This is a genomic window from Blautia hominis, assembly GCA_002270465.1.
In the GTDB taxonomy this organism is placed as follows: domain Bacteria; phylum Bacillota; class Clostridia; order Lachnospirales; family Lachnospiraceae; genus Blautia; species Blautia hominis.
The window spans coordinates 171,463-191,957 of the sequence record NQOF01000004.1; the positions used below are offsets into that span (position 1 = coordinate 171,463).

Genomic DNA, 20,495 nt, shown 5'->3' on the forward strand with positions numbered 1-20,495 from the left:
ATGATAAAAAGAAACGAAAAGGAAATAAAAGTAATCTATGTGCTGGTGGTCCTCCTGTTTCTGGTCTTCCTTGCGGTCCCCATACTGAGACTTCTGGGAAAGTCCTTTGAAGGGGCAGCTGGGCTGTCCGTGGAGAATTACATAACCGTGCTGACAGGAAAAGGATTCGGCAGGGCGCTCCTGAACAGTCTGTGGATCTCGGTCTGCAGCGCGCTTCTGGCCACTCTGCTGGCTTTTTTCCTGGCTTATACCATCCACTATACAAACCTGAAAAAGAGGACAAAAAAACTGATCCGTACCCTGGCTGTGCTGCCTATGCTGCTTCCCACAATTACTTACGGGTTTGCGATCATTTATTCCTTTGGTAAACAGGGACTTCTGACTAGACTTTTCGGACGTCAGATTTTTGAGATATATGGGTTTAACGGTCTGCTTCTGGGGTATGTGATCTATACCCTTCCCGTTTCCTTCCTGCTTATTCTGAACACTATGAGCTACATAGATAAGAAGTTTATGGTGGTGTCCAGAGTCATGGGAGATAAGCCCTTCGCCACCTTTATGGGAACCGTGGTACGCCCTCTTCTGGGCACCCTTGCGGCCTCCATGGTACAGTGCTTTTTCCTGTGCTTCACAGATTACGGGATCCCTGCATCAGTGGGCGGAAAATTTGAGGTTGTGGCAACCGTTCTCTATAACGAGATGCTGGGCAGTATACCCAATTTCCAGAATGGAGCCGTGGTGGCAATGATGATGCTCCTTCCCTCTGTGCTGAGTATCTCCCTGCTTCACTGGCTGGAACGCTACAATGTCCGATACAACAAAATTTCCACCATAGAAATAAGAAAAAACAGGAAGAGAGATTACTTCTGCGGCCTGTCCAGCAGCGTGATCCTGCTTGTGATCCTCTCCGTGTTTGCTGTGATCCTTGTGGTTCCCTTTGTGGAGGAATGGCCGTACCGAACCAATTTCACCCTGTCGCATGTGACAGAAGTGTTCCGGGACAGCAGTCTGCTGGGGGTTTACAAAAATTCACTGTTTATGGCAGTGCTGACAGCCCTTGCGGGGCTTATCACCACTTACGGTGCGGCACTTGCCACAGCCAGAAGCCAGCTGGGCAGGAAATGGAAGGGGATCATTGAGAGCATCGCGCTGGTGACTAACACCATCCCGGGTATGGTGATCGGTATTGCCTTTCTTCTCATTTTTACGGGCACACCGCTGCAGAACACCTTTGCTCTGATCATCCTGTGCAATGTGGTGCATTTTTTCTCCACACCATATCTGATGATGAAGAATTCCCTGGAGAAGCTGAACAGTTCCTGGGAGACAACTGCCCTTCTCATGGGGGACTCCTGGGCAAAGACCATCTTCAGGATCGTGACGCCCAACATGCGCTCCACTATCCTGGAAGTGTTCAGCTATTACTTCGTCAACGCCATGGTGACAGTCAGCGCCGTCATCTTCATTGCCGGTGCCAGGACCATGGTCATCACCACCAAGATAAAGGAACTTCAGTATTATACCAGATTCAATGAAATATTCGTCCTGTCCCTGCTGATCCTGGCAACGAATCTGCTGGTAAAGGGACTTGTGGGATATCTGTCCCAGAGGGAATTTCATCCGGGAAAGATCCTGGACTTATCCATATTAAAAAAGAAAAGAGGAGTACAGAAAATATGAAAATGAAAAAAGTAACAGCATTTATAATGACAGCAGCCCTGGGGGCATCCATTCTTGCCGGATGCGGCTCAGGCAGTGAGAAACAGGTAGTCATCTATTCAAACGCAGATGATGAGGCTGTGGAAGCCATGAAAGAGACCCTGGACGCAAACGGCTACGAGGGAAAATATCTGTTCCAGACCTTCGGCACCTCCGAACTGGGGGGCAAACTGCTGGCAGAGGGAAAAAACATTGAGGCAGACATGGTGACCATGAGTTCCTTTTACCTGGACAGTGCCCAGGAGCAGAACAACATGTTCCAAGATCTGACCTTTGACTATGACACCCTCACAGAATTCCCCGCATTCTATGCGCCTATCACCTCCCAGGAGGGAGCGATTCTTCTGAACACGGAGATGCTCAGTGAAAATAAGCTGGACAGGCCTGAAAGCCTCAAAGACCTGACAAAGCCGGAATACAAAGACCTGCTGTCTGTGACAGACATCAAAAGTTCATCCACAGCATGGCTTCTCATGCAGGCCCTTGTCAGCGAATACGGGGAGGACGGCGCCAAGGACGTTCTGAAAGGCATCTATGAAAATGCCGGCGCACACATCGAAAGTTCAGGCTCCGCGCCACTGAAAAAGATCCGTGCCGGTGAGGTTGCCGTTGGATTCGGTCTCCGCCACCAGGCAGTTGCCGACAAAAAGGACGGCCTTCCCGTAGACTATGTGGACCCAAAAGAGGGCAATTTCTCCCTCACAGAGTCCGTTGCAGTGGTCGACAAGAAAGACGCCAATCCCCTGGCTATGGAAATGGCCCAGTGTATCGTGGAAAAGGGAAGAAGCGAGCTGATCAAGACATATCCAAACCCAATCTATCAGGGCGAGGAAGCCGACCCGGAAAATGTGTCCACCTATCCGAAAGTTTTCTCAGAGAAGTTAACCGTATCCCTTCTGGAACGCCATCAGGAGCTTTCAGAGGAATGTAAATAAGCAGCCACACCAATACAAATAAAAACACAGGAGAAATGAAAATGCTAAACTATAAATTATTAACCCCAGGCCCATTGACCACAACAGACACCGTTAAAAAAGAGATGCTTTTTGACCACTGCACATGGGATGATGACTACAAAAAGATCACCCTGAAAATCCGCAGCCAGCTTCTGAAGCTGGCCCATGTATCCGAGCCGGAATACACAGTTGTCCTCATGCAGGGCAGCGGAACCTTTGGCGTGGAGTCTGTCATCACCAGCGTGATCGGCAAAAGCGACAAACTCCTCATTGCAGCAAACGGCGCCTATGGGGAGAGAATGGCCGACATTGCCGCACATGCAGGCATCCCCTATGTACTTTACCGCGAGGAGTACGACAAAGTCCCCTCCGCAAAGATTATTAAAAAGATCATGAAAGAGGACCCGGAGATCACACATGTATCCATGGTACACAGCGAGACAACATCCGGTATCCTCAACGACATAGAGTCAGTTGCAAAAGTTGTAAAAGAGATGGGCAGGACCTTCATCGTGGATGCCATGTCCAGCTTCGGCGGCGTAGATATCCCGGCAGCCAAATGGGGTATAGACTTCCTGATCAGCAGTGCAAACAAATGCATCCAGGGTGTTCCCGGATTTTCCTTCATCATCTGCAGAACAGACAAACTCATGGACAGCAGCGGAAAAGCCAGAAGCCTGTCCCTGGACCTGTACGACCAGTGGCTGACCATGAACAAAGACGGTAAATGGCGTTTCACATCCCCCACCCACGTAGTTCTGGCCTTTGCGAAGGCCCTGGAGGAACTGGAGGAGGAGGGCGGCATCCCGGCCCGTTCCAAACGCTACGCAGAGAACAACAAATACCTCATTGAAAAACTACAGGAGCTGGGAATCCGGCCCTACATAGAAGGCAGATACCAGGGTCCCATCATCACTACCTTCTTCTATCCGGAGGGAAGCCACTTCTCCTTCCAGGAGATGTACCGGTACATCAAAGAGAGAGGCTATGCCATCTACCCGGGCAAAGTCACAGATGCCGACACCTTCCGCATCGGAAACATAGGCGAGATCTACCATGAGGACATGGAAAACCTTTACAACATCATCAAAGAATTTCTGGAGGCAGACAAAAAATGAACAAATTTGACGCGATCATATTCGACTGGGCAGGAACCACAGTAGACTACGGAAGCTTTGCTCCCGTACAGGCATTCATAAAAGCCTTTGAAGAGTTTGGCATAACCCCCACAATAGAAGAGGTACGCGCCCCCATGGGTATGCTCAAGATAGACCACATCCGCACCATGCTTTCCATGGAGCGCATTAAAGATCTGTGGACCCAGATCCACGGCACCCCCTGGACCGAGGACGACGTAAAAGAAGTGTACGAGCACAGCGAGACCGCCATCCTGGAGATCCTCCCGGACTTTGCGTCCCCCAAGCCCCACGTCCCTGAAACCATAGAAAAACTACGGAGCCTGGGCCTGCAGATAGGCTCCACTACAGGCTACACAGAGCAAATGATGAAAATAGTAGCCCCCAGAGCCGCAGAACAAGGCTATGCTCCCGACTTCTGGTTCAGCCCCGATGATGTAGGCGGCATCGGCCGTCCCTACCCCTACATGATCTTCCGCAACATGGAATCCATGCACCTCATGGATGTCCGCCGCATCATAAAAGTAGGAGACACGGTAGCTGACATCAAAGAAGGCAAAAACGCAGGCATGCTCTCCGTAGGCATCCTGGAAGGCAGCTCCGTCCTGGGCCTCACCGAATCCGAATACAACGCCCTGTCCCCAGCCGACAAGTCCGCCCGTCTCACCCAGGCCGCCCAAACCTACAAGGCCGCCGGCGCCGACCACATCATCCAAGACATCCGAGGCCTCCTAGACCTCCTATAGTCAACATCCCCAAAAAGAACCGCCCCCAACTCCAACAATCGGGTGCGGTTCTTTCCGCAGGTTAGCTGAGGGACGCGGAACCTCGAAGAGAATCTGAAACATCTCCCCTCCTCCCCCGTCCCTTTCGCCACCTACTTCTGATGTATCATCTCCCGATACTCACTAGGCGTCCTCCCCATATTCCTCTTAAACAACCGCGTAAAATAATTCAGATCCGCCACCCCGCACGCCGCCGCAATACTCTGTATCTGCAAATCCGTAGAATTCAGCAAGAGCACCGCATTCTCAATCCTCTTCTTATTCACAAAATCCGTCAGCGTACTCCCCGTTTCCTTCTTAAACAGTGTAGACAGATAACTGGGGCTGATAGAAAACTCCTCCGCCAGCCTTTTAAGACTCAGATCATCGGTCAAATACAGGCAGATATGGTTGATCACATTCTGAATAATAGGTGAATATCCCTTCAAAGAATGAGACTTCACCAGCAGACAATACTTCCGCATCATTTCCCGTTTCAGCTTCCCGTCCTCATCCTCACTGGTGATCGTCTCAATCTCCCGTGCATACTTAGAAGAAAGTTCATCCAGATACAGCGGGTGCACCCCGCCATACTCCGCAGCCTTCCGCAGGAGGGTATTTAATATGATCAGATAATTCTTAGAGTCCCGAATCCGGTTGGAAAGCCTCTGCTCCAGTGAGACCGTCATTTCCCCGGCTGCCAGCAGTTCTATCTTTTTATAATTTCCTGAAGCCACTGCCTGCATCATCTCCTGCTCTGACCGGTACCGCTGTTCGATCAGCTCCCGGTTTTCCAGATTGACCTGTGCCTGTCCATAGTAAACCTTTGTAATCTCATCCATAAACATATCACAGTATTCAACAGAAAAATGTTCAGCCCCGCCAAATATTTCCGCTGCCAGCAGAAGCAGTATGGTGCGCACATCATCTGCGTGGTTAATGAAAGGGATCAGTTCATAGTACTGTTTCAAAAATCCGGAAAACTCTGTGGGGATGGACAATCTTTGCTGCATCTGCAGGATGAATTTTTTATCGGCTCTGTGCTGCAGATAAGGCCCGGCTATAAAAAAGGCAGGTGATTCCGTCTCCGGCAGCCGCATCACTGTGTGATGACAGTTAAAACAATCTTTGGAAAAATACATCACATGCTCTTTACTGTTTCTGATAAAATGCAGTGCGTTATCCCTGGAATCACTGTCTGCCGCAATTTTCTTTCTCAGTCCCAGATCCAGATCAACATGGTCAAGTTCATCTTCCGTTAAAATATAGGTTTGGAAATTATAATTTTTTAACACTTTACGGGAAAAATTCAAAACAGTGTCATACGACGCCATACATCTGCCCCCTCATACTATTTTTAATTATTATCATACAATTTTTTGAAATGTTCAAGTCCTAAATAAAAAAATGCGAATAAAGCAAAAAAATGTAAGAATGATGTTGGCTTAAAACTGCTAGAATCTAGCCATACAAGGAACGAGGAGGAGAAGAAATGTTACAGTATTCAATGTTATACCCAAAACAGTCCGTATCCAGAAGAACCGTGAGCATGGATGGCATGTGGAAATTTAGCCTGGACCCGGAAGGAAAGGGAACAGAAAACGGGTGGACAGATGGAATCCCGCAGGCAGACCTGATTCCCGTGCCTGCCAGCTTTCAGGATTTTTACACAGACAAAGATACAAGGGAATATGCAGGTGATCTTTGGTATGAGACAGATGTATTTGTTCCGGAAGAATACGCAGGAAAAAATGTAGCTATCCGCTTTGGCTGTGCAACCCACAGAGCAGAGGTTTATTTAAACGGTGTTCATGTGACGTCTCATGTGGGCGGGTTCCTTCCCTTTATGGCTGACATTACAAATGTGGCCAGATACAATGCAGTAAACAAGGTTGTTGTCAAGATCAACAATGAGCTGAGCGAGACCAACATCCCCTGCGGTAAGACAAAAGTCCTCAGCAATGGAAAGAAAATGAACAGTCCGTATTTTGACTTTTTCAACTATTCCGGATTGCAGCGCCCTGTAAAGCTGGTTGCATATCCAAAGGAATATGTGTTTGACCTGACAGTGGACCACAGGATAAACGGCAGAGATGCGGAGGTTTCTTACAGCGTTGTAACCACAGGAAAGCATCCGGTGGAGGTTACGGTTTATGATGAGGATGGCAGAGAAGTGGCAGTTTCCCAGGGAAAAGAGGGAATCCTCCACATTGAAAATGCACATCTATGGCAGGTGAGAAACGCCTATCTCTATACCTTTACGGTGCGCATCAAGGACGAAGAGGAAGTGTTGGATGAATACAGTGAGGAGATCGGCGTCCGGACTGTGGAGGTAAAGGGAAAAGATATTCTGATCAACGGTTCTCCTGTTTATCTGAAAGGTTTTGGAAAACACGAGGATAGTGATATTGTGGGCCGCGGATTTCATATTGGGGTTATGAAGAGAGACTTTGAATGTATGAAATGGATCGGAGCCAACTCCTTCCGTACCTCCCATTATCCATACAGTGATGAGATTTACCAGATGGCAGACCGTGAAGGCTTCCTGGTCATTGATGAGGTTCCGGCTGTGGGACTTTTTGAGAGTCTGATGAACTTCATGGAGGCATCCACCGGAAAGAAGACGGCATTTTTTGCAAAAGACACCATCCCTGAACTGCTGGAAAATCATCTGCACGCAGTGGAGGAGATGATAACCAGGGACAAGAACCATGCCTGTGTCATTGCCTGGTCCCTGTTAAACGAGCCTGAGACCACAGATGAGGCCGCGGTGCCGTATTTTGAGAAAGTGTTTGCGCGGGCTCATGAGCTGGATGTGCAGAAGCGTCCCAGAACATTTGCGCTGATCATGAATTCCCTGCCGGATACCTGCAAATGCTATCATCTGGCAGATGTGATCAGTATGAACCGTTACTATGGCTGGTATCTTATGGGCGGATACGAGATGTGTGACGCAGAGGCGGCATTCCGGGCAGAGATGGACAAGTGGGCCGGCAAGAACCTGGACAGACCGTTTATCTTCACCGAATATGGAGCTGACACGTATGCCGCGGAGCATAAACTGCCTTCTGTTATGTGGAGCCAGGAATACCAGAAAGAATATCTGGAAATGTGCCACAGAGTATTTGACTCCTATGATTTCATCAAAGGTGAGCAGGTTTGGAATTTTGCGGATTTCCAGACCACAGAGGGGATCATGCGTGTAAACGGCAACAAAAAGGGAATCTTCACCAGACAGAGACAGCCAAAAGATGCAGCCTTTTACTTTAAGGAGCGCTGGGAAAGCCTGCCGCTGGACCATAAAAGTAAGTAAGTATAGCCCGCACTAAGCAGAGAGTTACTATTTACAGCCCTGCAAAAAAAGCAGTTCTGTAAACAGTAACACGCTTCGCGAGGCACAGTTGCCTGAGGATAAGAAAAAAATACAGGGAGATTACCATGAACGAGAAAAATAATGCAAGGCCATTTGGGATGCGGGATAAGATCGGTTATATGTTCGGTGACTTTGGAAATGATTTTACCTTTATATTTGCCAGCTCCTTCCTAATGGTATTTTATACAAAGGTACTTGGGATCAGCGGCGCTATGGTAGGAACACTGTTTCTGCTGGCTAGGGTAGTGGATGCCTTTACGGATATCACCATGGGGCGTATTGTCGACTCTGTGAAGCCCTCCAGAGACGGAAGGTTCCGCTGCTGGCTGAGAAGGATGTGCGGTCCGGTTGCTATTGCCAGCTTTTTGATGTACCAGGGCGGCATGGCAGGAGCGCCGATGACACTGAAGATTGTTTATATGTATGTGACATACCTGTTATGGGGCAGTGTGTTTTATACATCGATCAATATCCCTTACGGTTCTATGGCATCAGCTATTACGGAGAAGCCGGATGAGAGGACTGCCCTCTCCACATTCCGTACTGTGGGAGCTACACTGGCCGGTCTGGTTATCGGAACGGTGACACCGCTTCTGATCTACGTGAAGGATGCGGACGGCAATCAGGTCATCAGGAGTACGTCCATTTTTACTATCATTGCAGGTGTGTTTGCGGTAGGCGCAATCCTTTGCTATATCATTTGCTATAAGCTTACCACAGAGCGTGTAAAAGTGGAGCCGGATCCGAATGCTAAAAAGGTAACATTGGGACAGACCTTTGCAGCTATTTTCAAGAGCCGTGCACTGCTGGGGATCATCGGGGCAGCTATTTTCCTTCTGCTGAGCCAGCTTCTTATACAGGCCATGAACAATTATCTATACACAGAATATTTTGGATCTGCAGGCGCGATCTCCATTGTGACCATAGTGAACACAGCCCTTATGCTGCTGGTGGTTGCACCGCTCAGTGTGCCCATCAGCCGCAGATTCGGGAAAAAAGAAGCATCCACGGCAGGAGTGCTCCTGGCAGGAGTTATCTTCCTTGGCCTGTATTTTATGCATGTGCAGAACGTTGTGGTCTACATTGTACTTGCCAATGTGGGTATGCTGGGACTTGGATTCTTCAATACCGTGATTTGGGCCAATATCACAGACGTTATAGATGACCAGGAGGTAAAGACAGGGCAGAGGGAGGACGGTACCGTTTACGCAGTGTATTCCTTTGCAAGAAAACTGGGCCAGGCACTGGCCGGAGGCGCAGGAGGCTGGGCACTGTCCATTATCGGGTACGACCAGCTTGCTAAGGTACAGACAGCGTCCGTGATCAACGGCCTGTACACAACCTCCACACTGATACCTGCTATCTGCTTTTTCGTTGTGGCTCTGTTCTTATGGTTTGTGTATCCGCTGAGTAAGAAAAAGGTGGAAGCCAATGTGGAAGAGCTGAAGAGCAGACGTGAGAATGTCTGACAGGTAAATAAAACAGAATTTTTGGCAGTATAACATTTGTATCTGTTATACTGCCAATTCGTTTTAAAGAAAAAGAAATATGGCTGTTGGAAGGAGAAAACAGACCCAAAAGGATAGACTGAAAACACATTTTGCAGTGGAATGATTTTTTCCAAAACAAAAGTCATCGCCCGGACATATCCAAACCGGGCGATGACTTTTTCTATAAATATTAAAGGAAGGAGAGCCGGTCTTGCGACCGACATATGAAAAAGAAAATATAAAAATAATGTTTGATTTAAATTATTTTTATGATATAAGTATATTCCCTAAATATGTGCAAATCATGTTTAACTTGTGAAGAATTCATGAACGAAAACCGAATCTTTTATGAATGTAAAAAATTATCGTAAATTGTCACTAAATGGAACCCGTATTTTCAAATGTTTGATATCCAAAAAGCGCTCCGCACACAGCCGTATCCCTCCCATAAGTCCTGATGTATCCTGCAGTCTGGAGGGGATAATGCGGCAGTCCCGGTTTTGATGGGAAGCCAGGTATGCCACGATCCGTTTATTAATATCAGGGATATAGTTGGAAAAGGAACTGTTGAGCACGATTAGGTCAATATTGAAGGTATTGATGATATTATTAATGCCGATAGACATATATTTTACAAAAAGATCCATCATCTCCAGTGCATCTGCGTTCCGATCCTGATATGCCCTGAGAAAGCTGTCGATGGTAACGGTGTCCTGATGGGTGCGCGCAGCATATTCTTTCAGGATAGCCCTCTCCGAAGCATACAGCTCAAAACAGCCGTTATTGCCGCAGGGACAGGGTTTGCCGTCGGGGAACAGGATGGTGTGGCCGAACTCTCCGGCGTAGCCGTCACGGCCTTTGTAGAGCTGCTCATCAATAAGGATACCCATGCCGACTCCATCGTGTATGTTCAGATGGATCATATTCTTATAATTATAATGAAACGCGGACTCACCCAGCACGGAGAGATTGGATTCATTTTCCACATGTACCGGTATGCCAAACTCCCCGGCCAGTATTTTTCCCAGGTAAGGCTCCGGGAGAGGGTAGTAGGGGGTGAAAATGATCTCATTGTCCCGCACAACACCGTAAATACCGATGGATACTCCGACAATCCCATAAGGCGCATCCTTGCACCGGGGAATGGCCTCTTTCATAATACCGCGGAGCAGATCCAGCAGACAATCCTCCTCCCGGAAGGGATATTCCTTCAAATGGCAGTCTTCACCCTTTAAGTCAGCGGTCAGTGTGATGATCTGACGGGGATGGACATCTATGGAAAAAACATAACCGCATTTTTTCTGGAATTCCAAAAGGATGGGCTTCCTGCCCAGGGCGGTCTGGGCGCTCCCTATCTCAGCCACCAGATTCTGGTCCATCAGCTCCTGCACAATGTTGGATATGGTTGCTTTTGTCAGATGCAGCTCCTTAGCCAGAGCGGCACGGGAGATGGGCGGATTGTTTACGATATATTCCAGGACCTGCCGCCTGTTGTTGTCTCTTATCATTTCTTGGTTTGCGATTGCCATGAATAATCCTCCGTAATGCCGAATGTAAATACTGTTATGGTAATCATACCACTTCTCCTATACTTGGGGCAAGTAATTTGTTTACCCACTATACAAATTAAAGCCATATTCCAATATGCACCACACAGCATCCCCTTGGAGAAAATACCGGATTGGACGGTGGGCAGTAAACCGCAGTCTTAGAGTATGTCAGGAAAGTTACTGTACGCAGGCCACTGTACCGGGAGGCGTTTTCATGCCGAAAGCATGAAAATCCCGAGGCAGCCAGCGCGATATGGGGCAGAATGCTACATATCTGTGCATCGGGAAGCGTGTTACTGGACACGGAGTGTACAGTAACTTAGGAAAATCCTAGGAAATTTTTAAGAGAAACTTTAGATGCAGGATTTGACGATTTATGCTATCCTTATAGCAGGCAGGGACATCCTGCGTGTTACAAGGGGATATAAGAAAGGAGTTATGAACATGATGAAAAGAGGACTTGCATTTCTGGTGGCGGGGATCATGCTGCTGGCATCACCTGTCAGTGTACTGGCAGACCGTGAGGACGCCAAACTGGAAAAACCATATGTATCGTTAGGCGCGGATCTGAATGCACAGGAGCGTGCCACTGTGCTGGAGCTTTTGGGGGTGACAGAGGATGACCTGAAAAATTATACGGTCGCCACCATCACCAACCAGGATGAGCATGACTATCTGGACGCTTATCTGGACAAAAGTGTGATCGGATCAAGGGCACTTTCCTCCGTATTGGTTGAAGGCAAGACGGATGGGAACGGGATCAAAGTAACAACCCACAACATTTCCTACTGCACCACAGGCATGTACCAGAACGCTCTGGTAACTGCCGGGATCAAGGATGCAGATATTGTGGTAGCAGGACCCTTCAAGATTTCCGGAACAGCCGCTTTGGTAGGTGCCATCAAATCCTACGAGAACATGACCGGGGAGAAGGTGGAACAGGAAAATGTGGACACAGCCACCAATGAGCTGGTCATCACGGGAAAGCTTGCAGAAAATGTGGGTGACAGTGAAAAGGCAGAGCAGCTTGTAGGCGCGGTAAAGGAAAAAGTAGTGGAAGCCCAGAATCTTTCAGAGGATGAGATCGGTGATGTGGTGGACCAGGCTGCAAACGAGATGGAGATCAAACTTTCTGATGAGGACAGACAGGCTATCGTAGATTTGATGGAGAAGATCAAGGGTCTGGATTTGGATGTAGACAGTCTGAAAGAGCAGGCTAAGGACTTGTACGGTAAGATTGAGGACCTGGGACTGAAGCTGGATATCAACCAGGAAAAGGTACAGGGCTTCTTTGATAAGATCATCCAGTTCTTTAAGGATCTGTTCAGCTAAGAAAGCATGGAGGCCTGCAGCCGGCCATCCGTATAACGACAATAGATAAAGGCCCCGAACATACAGATCACTCTGTGGTTCGGGGCCTCTCTTTCTTACCTGTTTAACAGCCGGAGTTCTGTGTAAGCCGGCCGGGACGTCTATTCGTTTTCATAACCGGTGCTGCATTTCTGAATTGCCTCGTTCAGGGAAAGCATGCGTCGGTCAAGCTGAGATGCTATTTTAGCACATTCCTGTAATTCACTGCTTATATAATCCGGGGCATTTCCTTCAAATTTATAATAAATCTTGTGCTCCAGGCTTGCCCAGAAATCCTGGGCGATGGTGCGGATCTGTATTTCCACCTTGGTCTCCACTACACCGTCTGACAGGAAGATGGGGACGGTTACAATCATATGATAACTCTGATAACCGCTTTCCTTGGGATTCTTTATGTAGTCCTTCAGGGAAAGTATCTTCAGGTCAGTCTGCTTTGCAATCATGTCGGCTATGCGGTAAATATCTGAAGTGAAAGAACAAATGATCCGGATACCTGCAATATCGTTTACATACTTGACCATGTTTTCAATATTGGAATCATATCCGTTCTTCCTCAGTTTCTTTACAATACTCTCAGGAGTTTTGATCCTGGATTTTACATGTTCAATCGGATTATAACGGTGGATGTGCTGAAATTCTTCATTCAGAATATCAATCTTGGTCCCCACTTCCTTCAGTGCGGCATTGTACAGGAACATCAGAGTTTCCCAGCTGTTTACGTCCTCGTAATTGGTAATATGAAGGGCGCTGCTCATTCTTTTCACATCCTCTTTCGTGATTCACGGCAGTGCATTTACAGGTGCTTTTCACTGCCGGCGGGAACATTCCCACTTTTATCAAGTATATCACAAAAGCGTCAGATTGTCACAATTTTGACGATTGTTAATGAAAATTTTATAGGTCTGTCAATATTTTACACTTCCAGTTTCATATCTCCGGTTTTGATCCAGTTCAGCTTCCGCATACAGTTGCAGAAGAACAGAGACAAAAGTCCAGGAAGCAGGAAATGGAGCAGTATGATCTTTACCATTACGAGCACAGCACCCTCTGCGGGAACCATGGTCTGCCAGGTCATGATCTGGCCTACAAGACCCGCGGTCCCCATACCGGAACCGGTGGCGTTGTTGGTCATTTTAAATACCATGGTGCCGATTGGACCCAGAATTGCGCTGGATAAAATAACCGGCAGCCAGATGATCGGTTTTCTTACGATGTTGGGTACCTGGAGCATGGAAGTACCGATCCCCTGTGCTAAAAGGCCGGAAATTCCGTTTTCCTTAAAGCTTGCCACAGCAAACCCTATCATGTTGCAGCAGCATCCCACGGTAGCTGCACCCGCTGCCAGGCCGGATAAATTCAAGATCACACCCAGGGCTGCGGAGCTTATGGGGAGCGTCAGTATCATTCCCATAAGGACGGATACAATAATGCCCATGAGAAGTGGCTGCTGCTCGGTTCCCCAGTTGATCAGGGAGCCTAACTGGGTCATCATGCGGCTGATCGGCGGTCCCACCAGAATGCCCACAGCGGAGCCGGAGAGGATGCCTACCAGAGGCGCCAGGATAATATCCAGACGGGTCCTTCCAGCGACCAGGCGTGCCAGTTCAATGGCTACATAGGCGGCTACAAAGGCACCCAGAGGTTCCCCCGGGCCGGACAGGATCACAGCGCCATCCTCAGCAAATACGGCACCTGCGGTGATCTTGCCTGCAAAACCGCCTACCATGCCTGCGGTGGCAGCAGAGAGAACCACCAGGGGCGCTTCTTTGAATCTGCATGCCACACCCACACCAATACCGGCACTTGTCATGGCGGCAGCCATTTTGCCGAACTGGTACAGCAGGGTTCCGATGTTTCCGCCAATGAGATTTCCGATCTGCTGGATGATGGTGCCGATGATCAGCGTGGCAAAAAGACCGGAAGCCATGCCGCTTAAACCGTCCACAAAAATGCGGTTCAGTAATTTTTTCAATGTTCTGTACTCCTGTCTTAATCCAGTTTGATATTTTTAAACAGGGAGCCAAGTGTTGTTGTCAGCTCTTCGCTTTTGGGGATCTCGATATCTTCAAACTCATCTTTCTCCTCCGGAACTTCCTGGAGTGCTTTCATGCTGAGGCTGATTTTACCGTCTTCATTCTTGATCACCTTTACAGTCACTTTGTCGCCTACGGATAATACGGCTTTTGGAGATTTGATTCTTTTCTGGCTGATCTGGGATACGTGGACCAGGCCGGAGATACCGTCGCCCAGGTCTACGAAAGCGCCGTAGTTCTGCAGGGTCTCAACTGTGCCGTCCAGGACTGTACCCACTTTGATATCTGCGATCTTCTCACGTTTTTCAGCGTCTCTTTTCTCTCTCAGGACTTCCCTTGCAGAGAGTACCAGGTTGTTTTCCTCCTCGTTTACATCAAAGACACGGACTGTCAGAGTCTTTTTCAGGAACTCCTCCGGGTCTTCCACGTACTGCAGGGACAGTTTAGATACGGGGATGAAAGCGCGGATGCCTTCCACATAAGCGATAGCGCCGCCTTTTACAATGCCTTCGATGGTTACGTCAAATTCGGTCTTGTCCTCTTTCATTTTCTCCAGCTTTTCCCAGATGTCCATATCTGCATCTCTGAAGCTTTCAAAAGAAGCGTCGATCTCTTTTGCGAAGTCGTCCATAGTTTCCTGGTTTTTCATTTCTTCTGCCATGATTTTTCCCTCCTGTGTCGGTTAGCAAATTCTTTTGCCTTCGATTATATCACAGAAAGGGGAGGGGCTGCAATGATTGTGTGCAGAAAATAGCGGGGAGAGGCGGGAGAGGCGGACGGAGAGGTATGGGAGAGGGCCGGGGGTGAGAACTGCCTGGGAGCGATGCGTTCCGCTGCCACGGAGCTAACCTGCTCCCATTCACTAAATTCATCGGCAGAGGCCTCTTCATTAAGTGTATGGGGCAGGTGGATCTCCGCGGCGCTCCACGAAACATCGCTCCCAGGCAGTTCTCACCCCCGGCCCTCTCCCATACCTCTCCTGGTTTTCTCTGCCCACTACGGGATAAAAAAGAAAAAAAATAAAGAAAAATAGATAAAGGAAAAAAAGATAAAGGAAAAAAGATAAAGGAAAAAAGATAAAGGAAAAAAGATAAAGGAAAAATTGGGTGGGGAGTGGGAGGGAAATTGATATTCTTTTAAAAGTATGTTAGGATGTAAATATTCAGTGGGGTGGCGTATTTATTGTGGTAGTTGTGAGGTAGTGTTTTGCGGGCAAGTGAGAAGGATGTTGGCTAGGATGTATGGGGTTTTTGGGGCTGTTAGGATATGGAATGGTTGTGTTAGGATAAGGGTAGAGTGTTTCCTGAAAGTGGGAAGGCTGAATAGTTGTGGGAAGATTTGTAGAAAATAATGTAACGGTTCAGGAGATTGGGGCATTGGGTGCGCTGGTCGTAGGGTAGTATTTTGCAGACGGGTGGGAATTTCGGGGAACGGAGTGTGAGAGGATGTGGCTGTAGGTATGCTCCGGGACGTAGGTGTATGGATTTTTGCCGGGAACTGTGAAGGTACGGAACGGTTATGAAGTGATTATTATATAGAAGTAAGGGAAAGGAAACGGAGAATGGCAAAACAAGGGAAGATCTATATAATGGGCCATAAAAATCCGGATACGGATTCTATCTGCTCGGCGATCGCTTATGCGGATATTAAGAATCGTTCGGGTGATGGGAGAAGGTATCTTGCAAAGCGGGCAGGACAGATCAATAGTGAGACAGAGTATGTGCTGAAGCGTTTTGGGATGGAGGCACCGGGGTATTTGGCAGATGTGGGTACGCAGGTGAAGGATATGGAGATCAGGGAGACGCCCGGGGTATCCAGCAGTATTTCTATTAAAGATGCCTGGGCGATCATGAAGGAGAGTAATGCCGTGACCCTGCCTATTACAAAGGAGGACGGACAGCTTGAGGGACTGATCACTACCGGGGATATTGCCAAGTCTTATATGGACGCCCATGACAACTATTTTTTGTCAAATGCAAGAACGCAGTACAGGAGTATTGCCAATACGGTTGATGGGACTGTGGTAACAGGGAATCCTCATGGGTATTTTGTGAAGGGGAAGGTGGTTATCGGGGCTGCGCATCCGGACAAACTGGGGGAATTTCTGGAGGAGGATGACCTGGTGATCCTGGGAGACAGGCATGAGGACCATCTGTGCGCGATCCGTGAGAATGTAAGCTGCGTGGTTGTCTGTAATAATGCTGAGGTGGCGGAGAATATTAAGGATGCGGCACTTAAGAATGACTGTGTTATTGTGCGTTCGCCTCTGGATACTTTTACGGTGGCAAGACTGATCAACCAGAGTATTCCTGTGAAACATATTATGAAAAAGGATAATCTGATCACTTTTCAGACGGATGATTTTACGGATGATATCAGGGATGTGATGGTTAAGAACAGGCACAGGGCATTCCCGGTGGTGAATAAGCATGGGAAGTATATCGGAACGGTTTCCAGAAGGAATTTGCTGGGGATGAAGAAAAAGGAACTGATCCTGGTGGACCATAATGAGAAGACGCAGGCAGTGGATAATATTGACGCTGCAGATATTCTGGAAATCATTGACCACCACAGATTGGGGTCCCTGGAAACGATTTCGCCTATTATGTTCCGGAATCAGCCGGTGGGGTGTACCGCTACGATCATGTATCAGATCTATACGGAAAAGGCTATGGAAATACAGCCGAATATAGCAGGGCTTCTCTGCGCGGCTATTATCTCAGATACGCTGATGTTCCGTTCTCCGACCTGCACGCATATGGATAAGATGGCAGCAGGGGCGCTGGCCCTTATTGCAGGCGTCAATATAGAAGAGTTTGCAAGAGAGATGTTTACAGCGGGAAGCAACCTGAAGGGAAAGACAACGGAAGGTATTTTCTATCAGGATTTTAAACGATTTACTGCGGATGATACCAATTTCGGGGTGGGTCAGATAAGCTCTATGAACGAGGAGGAGCTGCAGGATCTGAAAAAGCGCCTGATTCCGTTTATGAAGAAAGAGTGCGGCAAAAATGGTATCACGATGGTATTTATCATGCTTACCAATATTTTGGATGAATCCTCTGAGATCATATGTTACGGGGATGGAAGCGGAAAACTGGTGGAGGATGCTTTCGGCGTGAAGGAGGAAGAGGGCGGCTATATTCTTCAGGGAGTGGTATCCAGGAAGAAACAGTTGATTCCTGCCCTTATCAGTACGCTGCAGCAGAATAATTAGTACTGGGAATGTACTGTGGTCAGGAGGAGAATATGGTATTTTCAATATTGGAAAATGAATACTGGTACGGCGGATATGTGTTCGGCTCTTATGTGCAGCCCTACGACGCTTCCAGTGAAGCGGATATCGATCTGCGCAGAAATGACAGCACGAATCAGGCAATGCCCTTTTTTGTATCTACAAAGGGCCGTTATCTTTGGTGTGATGAGGGCTTTCTCCTTCATTTTGGGGGAGGAAACATTGCAATTGACCGGGATGTGGAATTGCGGGAGGGTTATGTAAACCTAAAAGGGGCATATCTGGCAGCCAGCAGGGAGCACTTTCCGTTCGGAAAAGAAGGACCCAGTGATGAATTCTTTAAGAATCCGGTCTATAACTCCTGGATAGAGCTTACTTTTTGGCAGAATGAGGAGGCAATCCTAAAATATGCGGACAGTATTCTGGATAATGGGATGACGGCAGGGGTGCTGATGATTGATGACGGCTGGTCGGATTATTATGGAAAATGGGAATTCAGCAAAGAAAAGTTCCCCCGTGCCGAAGAGATGCTGAAAACCCTTCACAGCAAAGGATTCTCTGTGATGCTTTGGATCTGTCCTTATATCACACCGGACACCCTGCAGTACCGCCAAGCAAAAGAAATGGATATCCTGATCAAGGTTCCGGACGGGAAGCCTCTTATCACAGAGTGGTGGAACGGTTATTCTGCTGCCCTGGATCTGTCAAACCCGGCTGCCGTTGAATGGCTGGACAAGCAGTTGGAGGCCCTTAGGGAGATAGGCGTGGACGGTTTTAAATTTGACGGAGCGGATGTGCTGTATTATCCTGATGATATAATGACCGCAGGGAGTGTCACACCTAACGAGATGGCTCGCTTATGGTGTACTTATGCGGAGAAATATGTTTTTAATGAGCTGCGCATGGCCTTTAAGGCCGGGGGCATGGCTCTGATGCAGAGGCTCTGTGACAAGCCCCACAATTGGGGGGAGGAGGGTATCCGGGCACTTGTGCCTGACACTTTGATGCAGGGGATCACGGGACATCCTTTTGGAAGTCCGGATATGATCGGAGGCGGGGAATATATGAATTTCCGGGAGAACAGCGGGAATCTGGACCAGGAGCTGTTTAACCGCCACAGTGAGATCGCCTGCCTTCTGCCTGTCATGCAGTTTTCTGCAGCGCCGTGGAGGGTGCTGGGGAAGGAAAGCTATGACAAGATACTGAAAAGTGTGAGACTGAGAGAACGTTACGCACCAAAGATCCTGGAACTGGCCCATCATGCGGCCCGTACGGGGGAGCCTGTTGCCAGATATATGGCATATGAATTCCCGGAGGGCGGTTATGAAAGAGTGAATGACCAGTTTATGCTGGGGGAAGATATTTTAGTGGCGCCTATCTGTGAAAAAGGCAGGACCTCCAGAAATGTGGCTGTGCCAAAGGGCAGATGGCGTTTTCAGGGCACTGTGATCGAGAGCGAAGGGGATGTCATGGAGCTGACTCCTGAGGAGGGCGTGCCGATCGTACTCGAAAAATGCGAATAAAAACCTTTGAAGAAAGGTAACTGTTCAGTACCTTCACAGTTACAGGCAAAAATCCATGCAGAATCGCCTTTGGCGATGGGATTTTTGCTTGGCCGTGGAACACTTTCTTAGGGTCAGCGCAGTGAATGCGCAGACCTACGGAATAGTTACGAAGAAAGGAACCAAAATGTCTAAAATAGAATGGAAGCCCGGAAACATGCTTTATCCGCTCCCCGCTGTCATGGTGACGGTGGCGGATGAAGAAGGGCATGACAATATTATCACCGTGGCATGGGCAGGGACGGTCTGTACCAATCCGCCCATGGTATACATCTCCGTAAGGCCGGAGCGTTATTCTTATAAAATGCTCTGCAGCACCAGGGAGTTTGTCATAAATCTGACCACGGAAAAGCTGGCATTTGCCACAGATTACTGCGGGGTAAGATCGGGAAAGGACGTGGACAAGTTCAAAATGACCGGACTTTCCAGGGAGGAGGCTTCCCATGTGGGTGCCCCTATGATAAAAGAATCTCCGGTCTCCATAGAGTGCCGGGTGAAGGAAATTACGGAGTACGGAAGCCACAGCATGTTCCTTGCAGACGTGCTGGCAGTACATGTGGATAAAGAATACATGGATGAGAAGGGGAAATTTAACCTGGCTCTTGCAAACCCCATAGTTTATTCCCACGGGGAATACTATGGTCTGGGGAAAAAGCTGGGCACCTTTGGCTACAGTATTAAGAAGCGCAGAAAGAAGAAAAGCAGAAAATGAAAAGAAACATAGTATTGATCGGAATGCCCGGCGTGGGCAAAAGTACAGTGGGAGTCATTCTGGCAAAGGTACTGGGCTATCAGTTCATAGATGCGGACCTGGTGATCCAGGAAAGGGAGAACCGGCTGCTCCGTGAGATCATCGCCCAGGACGGGCTGGAAGGATTCCTGAAAGCGGAGGAAAAGGCAAATATACAGGTTGCTGAGGAGGCAAAGAAAGCAGTGATCGCCACAGGAGGGAGCGTGGTGTACTGTGAACAGGCCATGCAGCACCTGTCCGGGACAGGGCAGATTGTATATTTGAAACTGGATTATGATACCCTTGACAAACGTCTCTGTAATTTGAAGGGGCGGGGCGTTGTCTTAAAGGACGGTCAGGACCTGAGAGGTCTTTACGATGAACGCATACCATTGTACGAAAAATATGCGGATATCACGGTTGATGAGAAAAATCTGGACGTGGAGGAAACTTTACAGAAAATAGTAGAGAGACTGAAACAGTGACAGAGAATAAAAAGTGTCGGTTTATGAAGAAAAGATGAAAATATTAATTTTTGTTTACAAATTGCTTTATCTGTTATAATATAATATTTAA

The 20,495-nt window shown here is 48.1% G+C and carries 16 protein-coding genes; 11 read left to right on the plus strand and 5 right to left on the minus strand.

Going from position 1 to position 20,495, the window contains the following annotated elements; translation table 11 throughout:
- The 4 genes from CI595_RS15090 to phnX are packed head-to-tail and all read left to right on the plus strand — an operon-like array spanning position 1 to position 4,557.
- Complete coding sequence (locus CI595_RS15090; RefSeq protein ID WP_095174464.1) at positions 1-1,680, plus strand: ABC transporter permease subunit; 1,680 nt, start codon at positions 1-3, stop codon at positions 1,678-1,680.
- Positions 1,677-2,654: an ABC transporter substrate-binding protein gene (locus CI595_RS15095; protein WP_095174465.1), complete on the plus strand. Its 978-nt coding sequence runs from the start codon at positions 1,677-1,679 to the stop codon at positions 2,652-2,654. The genes CI595_RS15090 and CI595_RS15095 overlap by 4 nt, the downstream gene beginning before the upstream one ends.
- 41 nt (positions 2,655-2,695) lie before the next feature.
- Positions 2,696-3,793, plus strand: coding sequence for a 2-aminoethylphosphonate--pyruvate transaminase (gene phnW, locus CI595_RS15100; RefSeq protein ID WP_095174466.1), 1,098 nt, complete (start codon positions 2,696-2,698; stop codon positions 3,791-3,793).
- The gene (gene phnX, locus CI595_RS15105) at positions 3,790-4,557 is read left to right on the plus strand and encodes a phosphonoacetaldehyde hydrolase (protein ID WP_095174467.1); all 768 of its coding nucleotides are present in this window, start codon (positions 3,790-3,792) and stop codon (positions 4,555-4,557) included. Before phnW ends, phnX begins: the two co-directional genes overlap by 4 nt.
- 131 nt (positions 4,558-4,688) lie before the next feature.
- Here the strand turns inward: phnX and CI595_RS15110 are convergent, their stop codons facing one another.
- Entirely contained in the window at positions 4,689-5,909 is a 1,221-nt protein-coding gene (locus CI595_RS15110; RefSeq protein ID WP_095174468.1) for a helix-turn-helix transcriptional regulator, read from the minus strand.
- Between the two features lie 158 nt (positions 5,910-6,067).
- Between CI595_RS15110 and uidA the strand changes: the two genes are divergently transcribed.
- Entirely contained in the window at positions 6,068-7,888 is a 1,821-nt protein-coding gene (gene uidA / locus CI595_RS15115; protein WP_095174469.1) for a beta-glucuronidase, read from the plus strand.
- A 125-nt stretch (positions 7,889-8,013) separates the two neighbouring features.
- Positions 8,014-9,417, plus strand: a complete 1,404-nt coding sequence (locus CI595_RS15120; protein ID WP_095174470.1) for an MFS transporter — start codon at positions 8,014-8,016, stop codon at positions 9,415-9,417.
- Positions 9,418-9,800: 383 nt separating this feature from the next.
- Here CI595_RS15120 and CI595_RS15125 read toward each other — a convergent pair whose 3' ends face one another.
- The gene (locus CI595_RS15125) at positions 9,801-10,967 is read right to left on the minus strand and encodes an ROK family transcriptional regulator (RefSeq protein ID WP_095174471.1); all 1,167 of its coding nucleotides are present in this window, start codon (positions 10,965-10,967) and stop codon (positions 9,801-9,803) included.
- Positions 10,968-11,345: 378 nt separating this feature from the next.
- On the opposite strand from CI595_RS15125, the gene CI595_RS15130 reads away from it, so the two are divergent.
- A complete protein-coding gene (locus CI595_RS15130; protein ID WP_095174472.1) occupies positions 11,346-12,320 on the plus strand; it encodes a DUF1002 domain-containing protein in 975 nt (324 codons plus the stop codon).
- Positions 12,321-12,460: 140 nt separating this feature from the next.
- Here the strand turns inward: CI595_RS15130 and CI595_RS15135 are convergent, their stop codons facing one another.
- The 3 genes from CI595_RS15135 to CI595_RS15145 form a co-directional block, all read right to left on the minus strand.
- The gene (locus CI595_RS15135) at positions 12,461-13,114 is read right to left on the minus strand and encodes a GTP pyrophosphokinase (RefSeq protein WP_065543968.1); all 654 of its coding nucleotides are present in this window, start codon (positions 13,112-13,114) and stop codon (positions 12,461-12,463) included.
- 158 nt (positions 13,115-13,272) lie between these two features.
- The gene (locus CI595_RS15140; protein ID WP_187144030.1) at positions 13,273-14,331 is read right to left on the minus strand and encodes a PTS sugar transporter subunit IIC; all 1,059 of its coding nucleotides are present in this window, start codon (positions 14,329-14,331) and stop codon (positions 13,273-13,275) included.
- Between the two features lie 17 nt (positions 14,332-14,348).
- On the minus strand, positions 14,349-15,053 hold the full coding sequence (locus CI595_RS15145) for a S1 RNA-binding domain-containing protein (protein WP_095174474.1): 705 nt from the start codon (positions 15,051-15,053) through the stop codon (positions 14,349-14,351).
- Positions 15,054-15,953: 900 nt separating this feature from the next.
- Between CI595_RS15145 and CI595_RS15150 the strand changes: the two genes are divergently transcribed.
- The 4 genes from CI595_RS15150 (at position 15,954) to CI595_RS15165 (ending at position 20,404) form a co-directional block, all read left to right on the plus strand.
- Positions 15,954-17,609: a putative manganese-dependent inorganic diphosphatase gene (locus tag CI595_RS15150; RefSeq protein WP_095174475.1), complete on the plus strand. Its 1,656-nt coding sequence runs from the start codon at positions 15,954-15,956 to the stop codon at positions 17,607-17,609.
- Positions 17,610-17,641: 32 nt separating this feature from the next.
- Positions 17,642-19,150, plus strand: coding sequence for a glycoside hydrolase family 31 protein (locus CI595_RS15155; RefSeq protein ID WP_095174476.1), 1,509 nt, complete (start codon positions 17,642-17,644; stop codon positions 19,148-19,150).
- A 166-nt stretch (positions 19,151-19,316) separates the two neighbouring features.
- Positions 19,317-19,901: a flavin reductase family protein gene (locus tag CI595_RS15160; RefSeq protein WP_095174477.1), complete on the plus strand. Its 585-nt coding sequence runs from the start codon at positions 19,317-19,319 to the stop codon at positions 19,899-19,901.
- Entirely contained in the window at positions 19,898-20,404 is a 507-nt protein-coding gene (locus CI595_RS15165; RefSeq protein ID WP_095174478.1) for a shikimate kinase, read from the plus strand. Before CI595_RS15160 ends, CI595_RS15165 begins: the two co-directional genes overlap by 4 nt.
- The last annotated feature ends 91 nt before the right edge of the window (positions 20,405-20,495 follow it).

What these genes read in the sequence shown, in the direction of transcription:
- CI595_RS15145 (WP_095174474.1), bottom strand. Translation starts at nt 15,053, where the DNA reads ATGGCAGAAGAAATGAAAAACCAGGAAACTATGGACGACTTCGCAAAA.
- CI595_RS15150 (WP_095174475.1), top strand. Translation starts at nt 15,954, where the DNA reads ATGGCAAAACAAGGGAAGATCTATATAATGGGCCATAAAAATCCGGAT.
- CI595_RS15125 (WP_095174471.1), bottom strand. Translation starts at nt 10,967, where the DNA reads ATGGCAATCGCAAACCAAGAAATGATAAGAGACAACAACAGGCGGCAG.
- CI595_RS15095 (WP_095174465.1), top strand. Translation starts at nt 1,677, where the DNA reads ATGAAAATGAAAAAAGTAACAGCATTTATAATGACAGCAGCCCTGGGG.
- uidA (WP_095174469.1), top strand. Translation starts at nt 6,068, where the DNA reads ATGTTACAGTATTCAATGTTATACCCAAAACAGTCCGTATCCAGAAGA.
- phnX (WP_095174467.1), top strand. Translation starts at nt 3,790, where the DNA reads ATGAACAAATTTGACGCGATCATATTCGACTGGGCAGGAACCACAGTA.
- phnW (WP_095174466.1), top strand. Translation starts at nt 2,696, where the DNA reads ATGCTAAACTATAAATTATTAACCCCAGGCCCATTGACCACAACAGAC.
- CI595_RS15120 (WP_095174470.1), top strand. Translation starts at nt 8,014, where the DNA reads ATGAACGAGAAAAATAATGCAAGGCCATTTGGGATGCGGGATAAGATC.
- CI595_RS15135 (WP_065543968.1), bottom strand. Translation starts at nt 13,114, where the DNA reads ATGAGCAGCGCCCTTCATATTACCAATTACGAGGACGTAAACAGCTGG.
- CI595_RS15160 (WP_095174477.1), top strand. Translation starts at nt 19,317, where the DNA reads ATGTCTAAAATAGAATGGAAGCCCGGAAACATGCTTTATCCGCTCCCC.
- CI595_RS15090 (WP_095174464.1), top strand. Translation starts at nt 1, where the DNA reads ATGATAAAAAGAAACGAAAAGGAAATAAAAGTAATCTATGTGCTGGTG.
- CI595_RS15155 (WP_095174476.1), top strand. Translation starts at nt 17,642, where the DNA reads ATGGTATTTTCAATATTGGAAAATGAATACTGGTACGGCGGATATGTG.
- CI595_RS15130 (WP_095174472.1), top strand. Translation starts at nt 11,346, where the DNA reads ATGCAGGATTTGACGATTTATGCTATCCTTATAGCAGGCAGGGACATC.
- CI595_RS15110 (WP_095174468.1), bottom strand. Translation starts at nt 5,909, where the DNA reads ATGGCGTCGTATGACACTGTTTTGAATTTTTCCCGTAAAGTGTTAAAA.
- CI595_RS15165 (WP_095174478.1), top strand. Translation starts at nt 19,898, where the DNA reads ATGAAAAGAAACATAGTATTGATCGGAATGCCCGGCGTGGGCAAAAGT.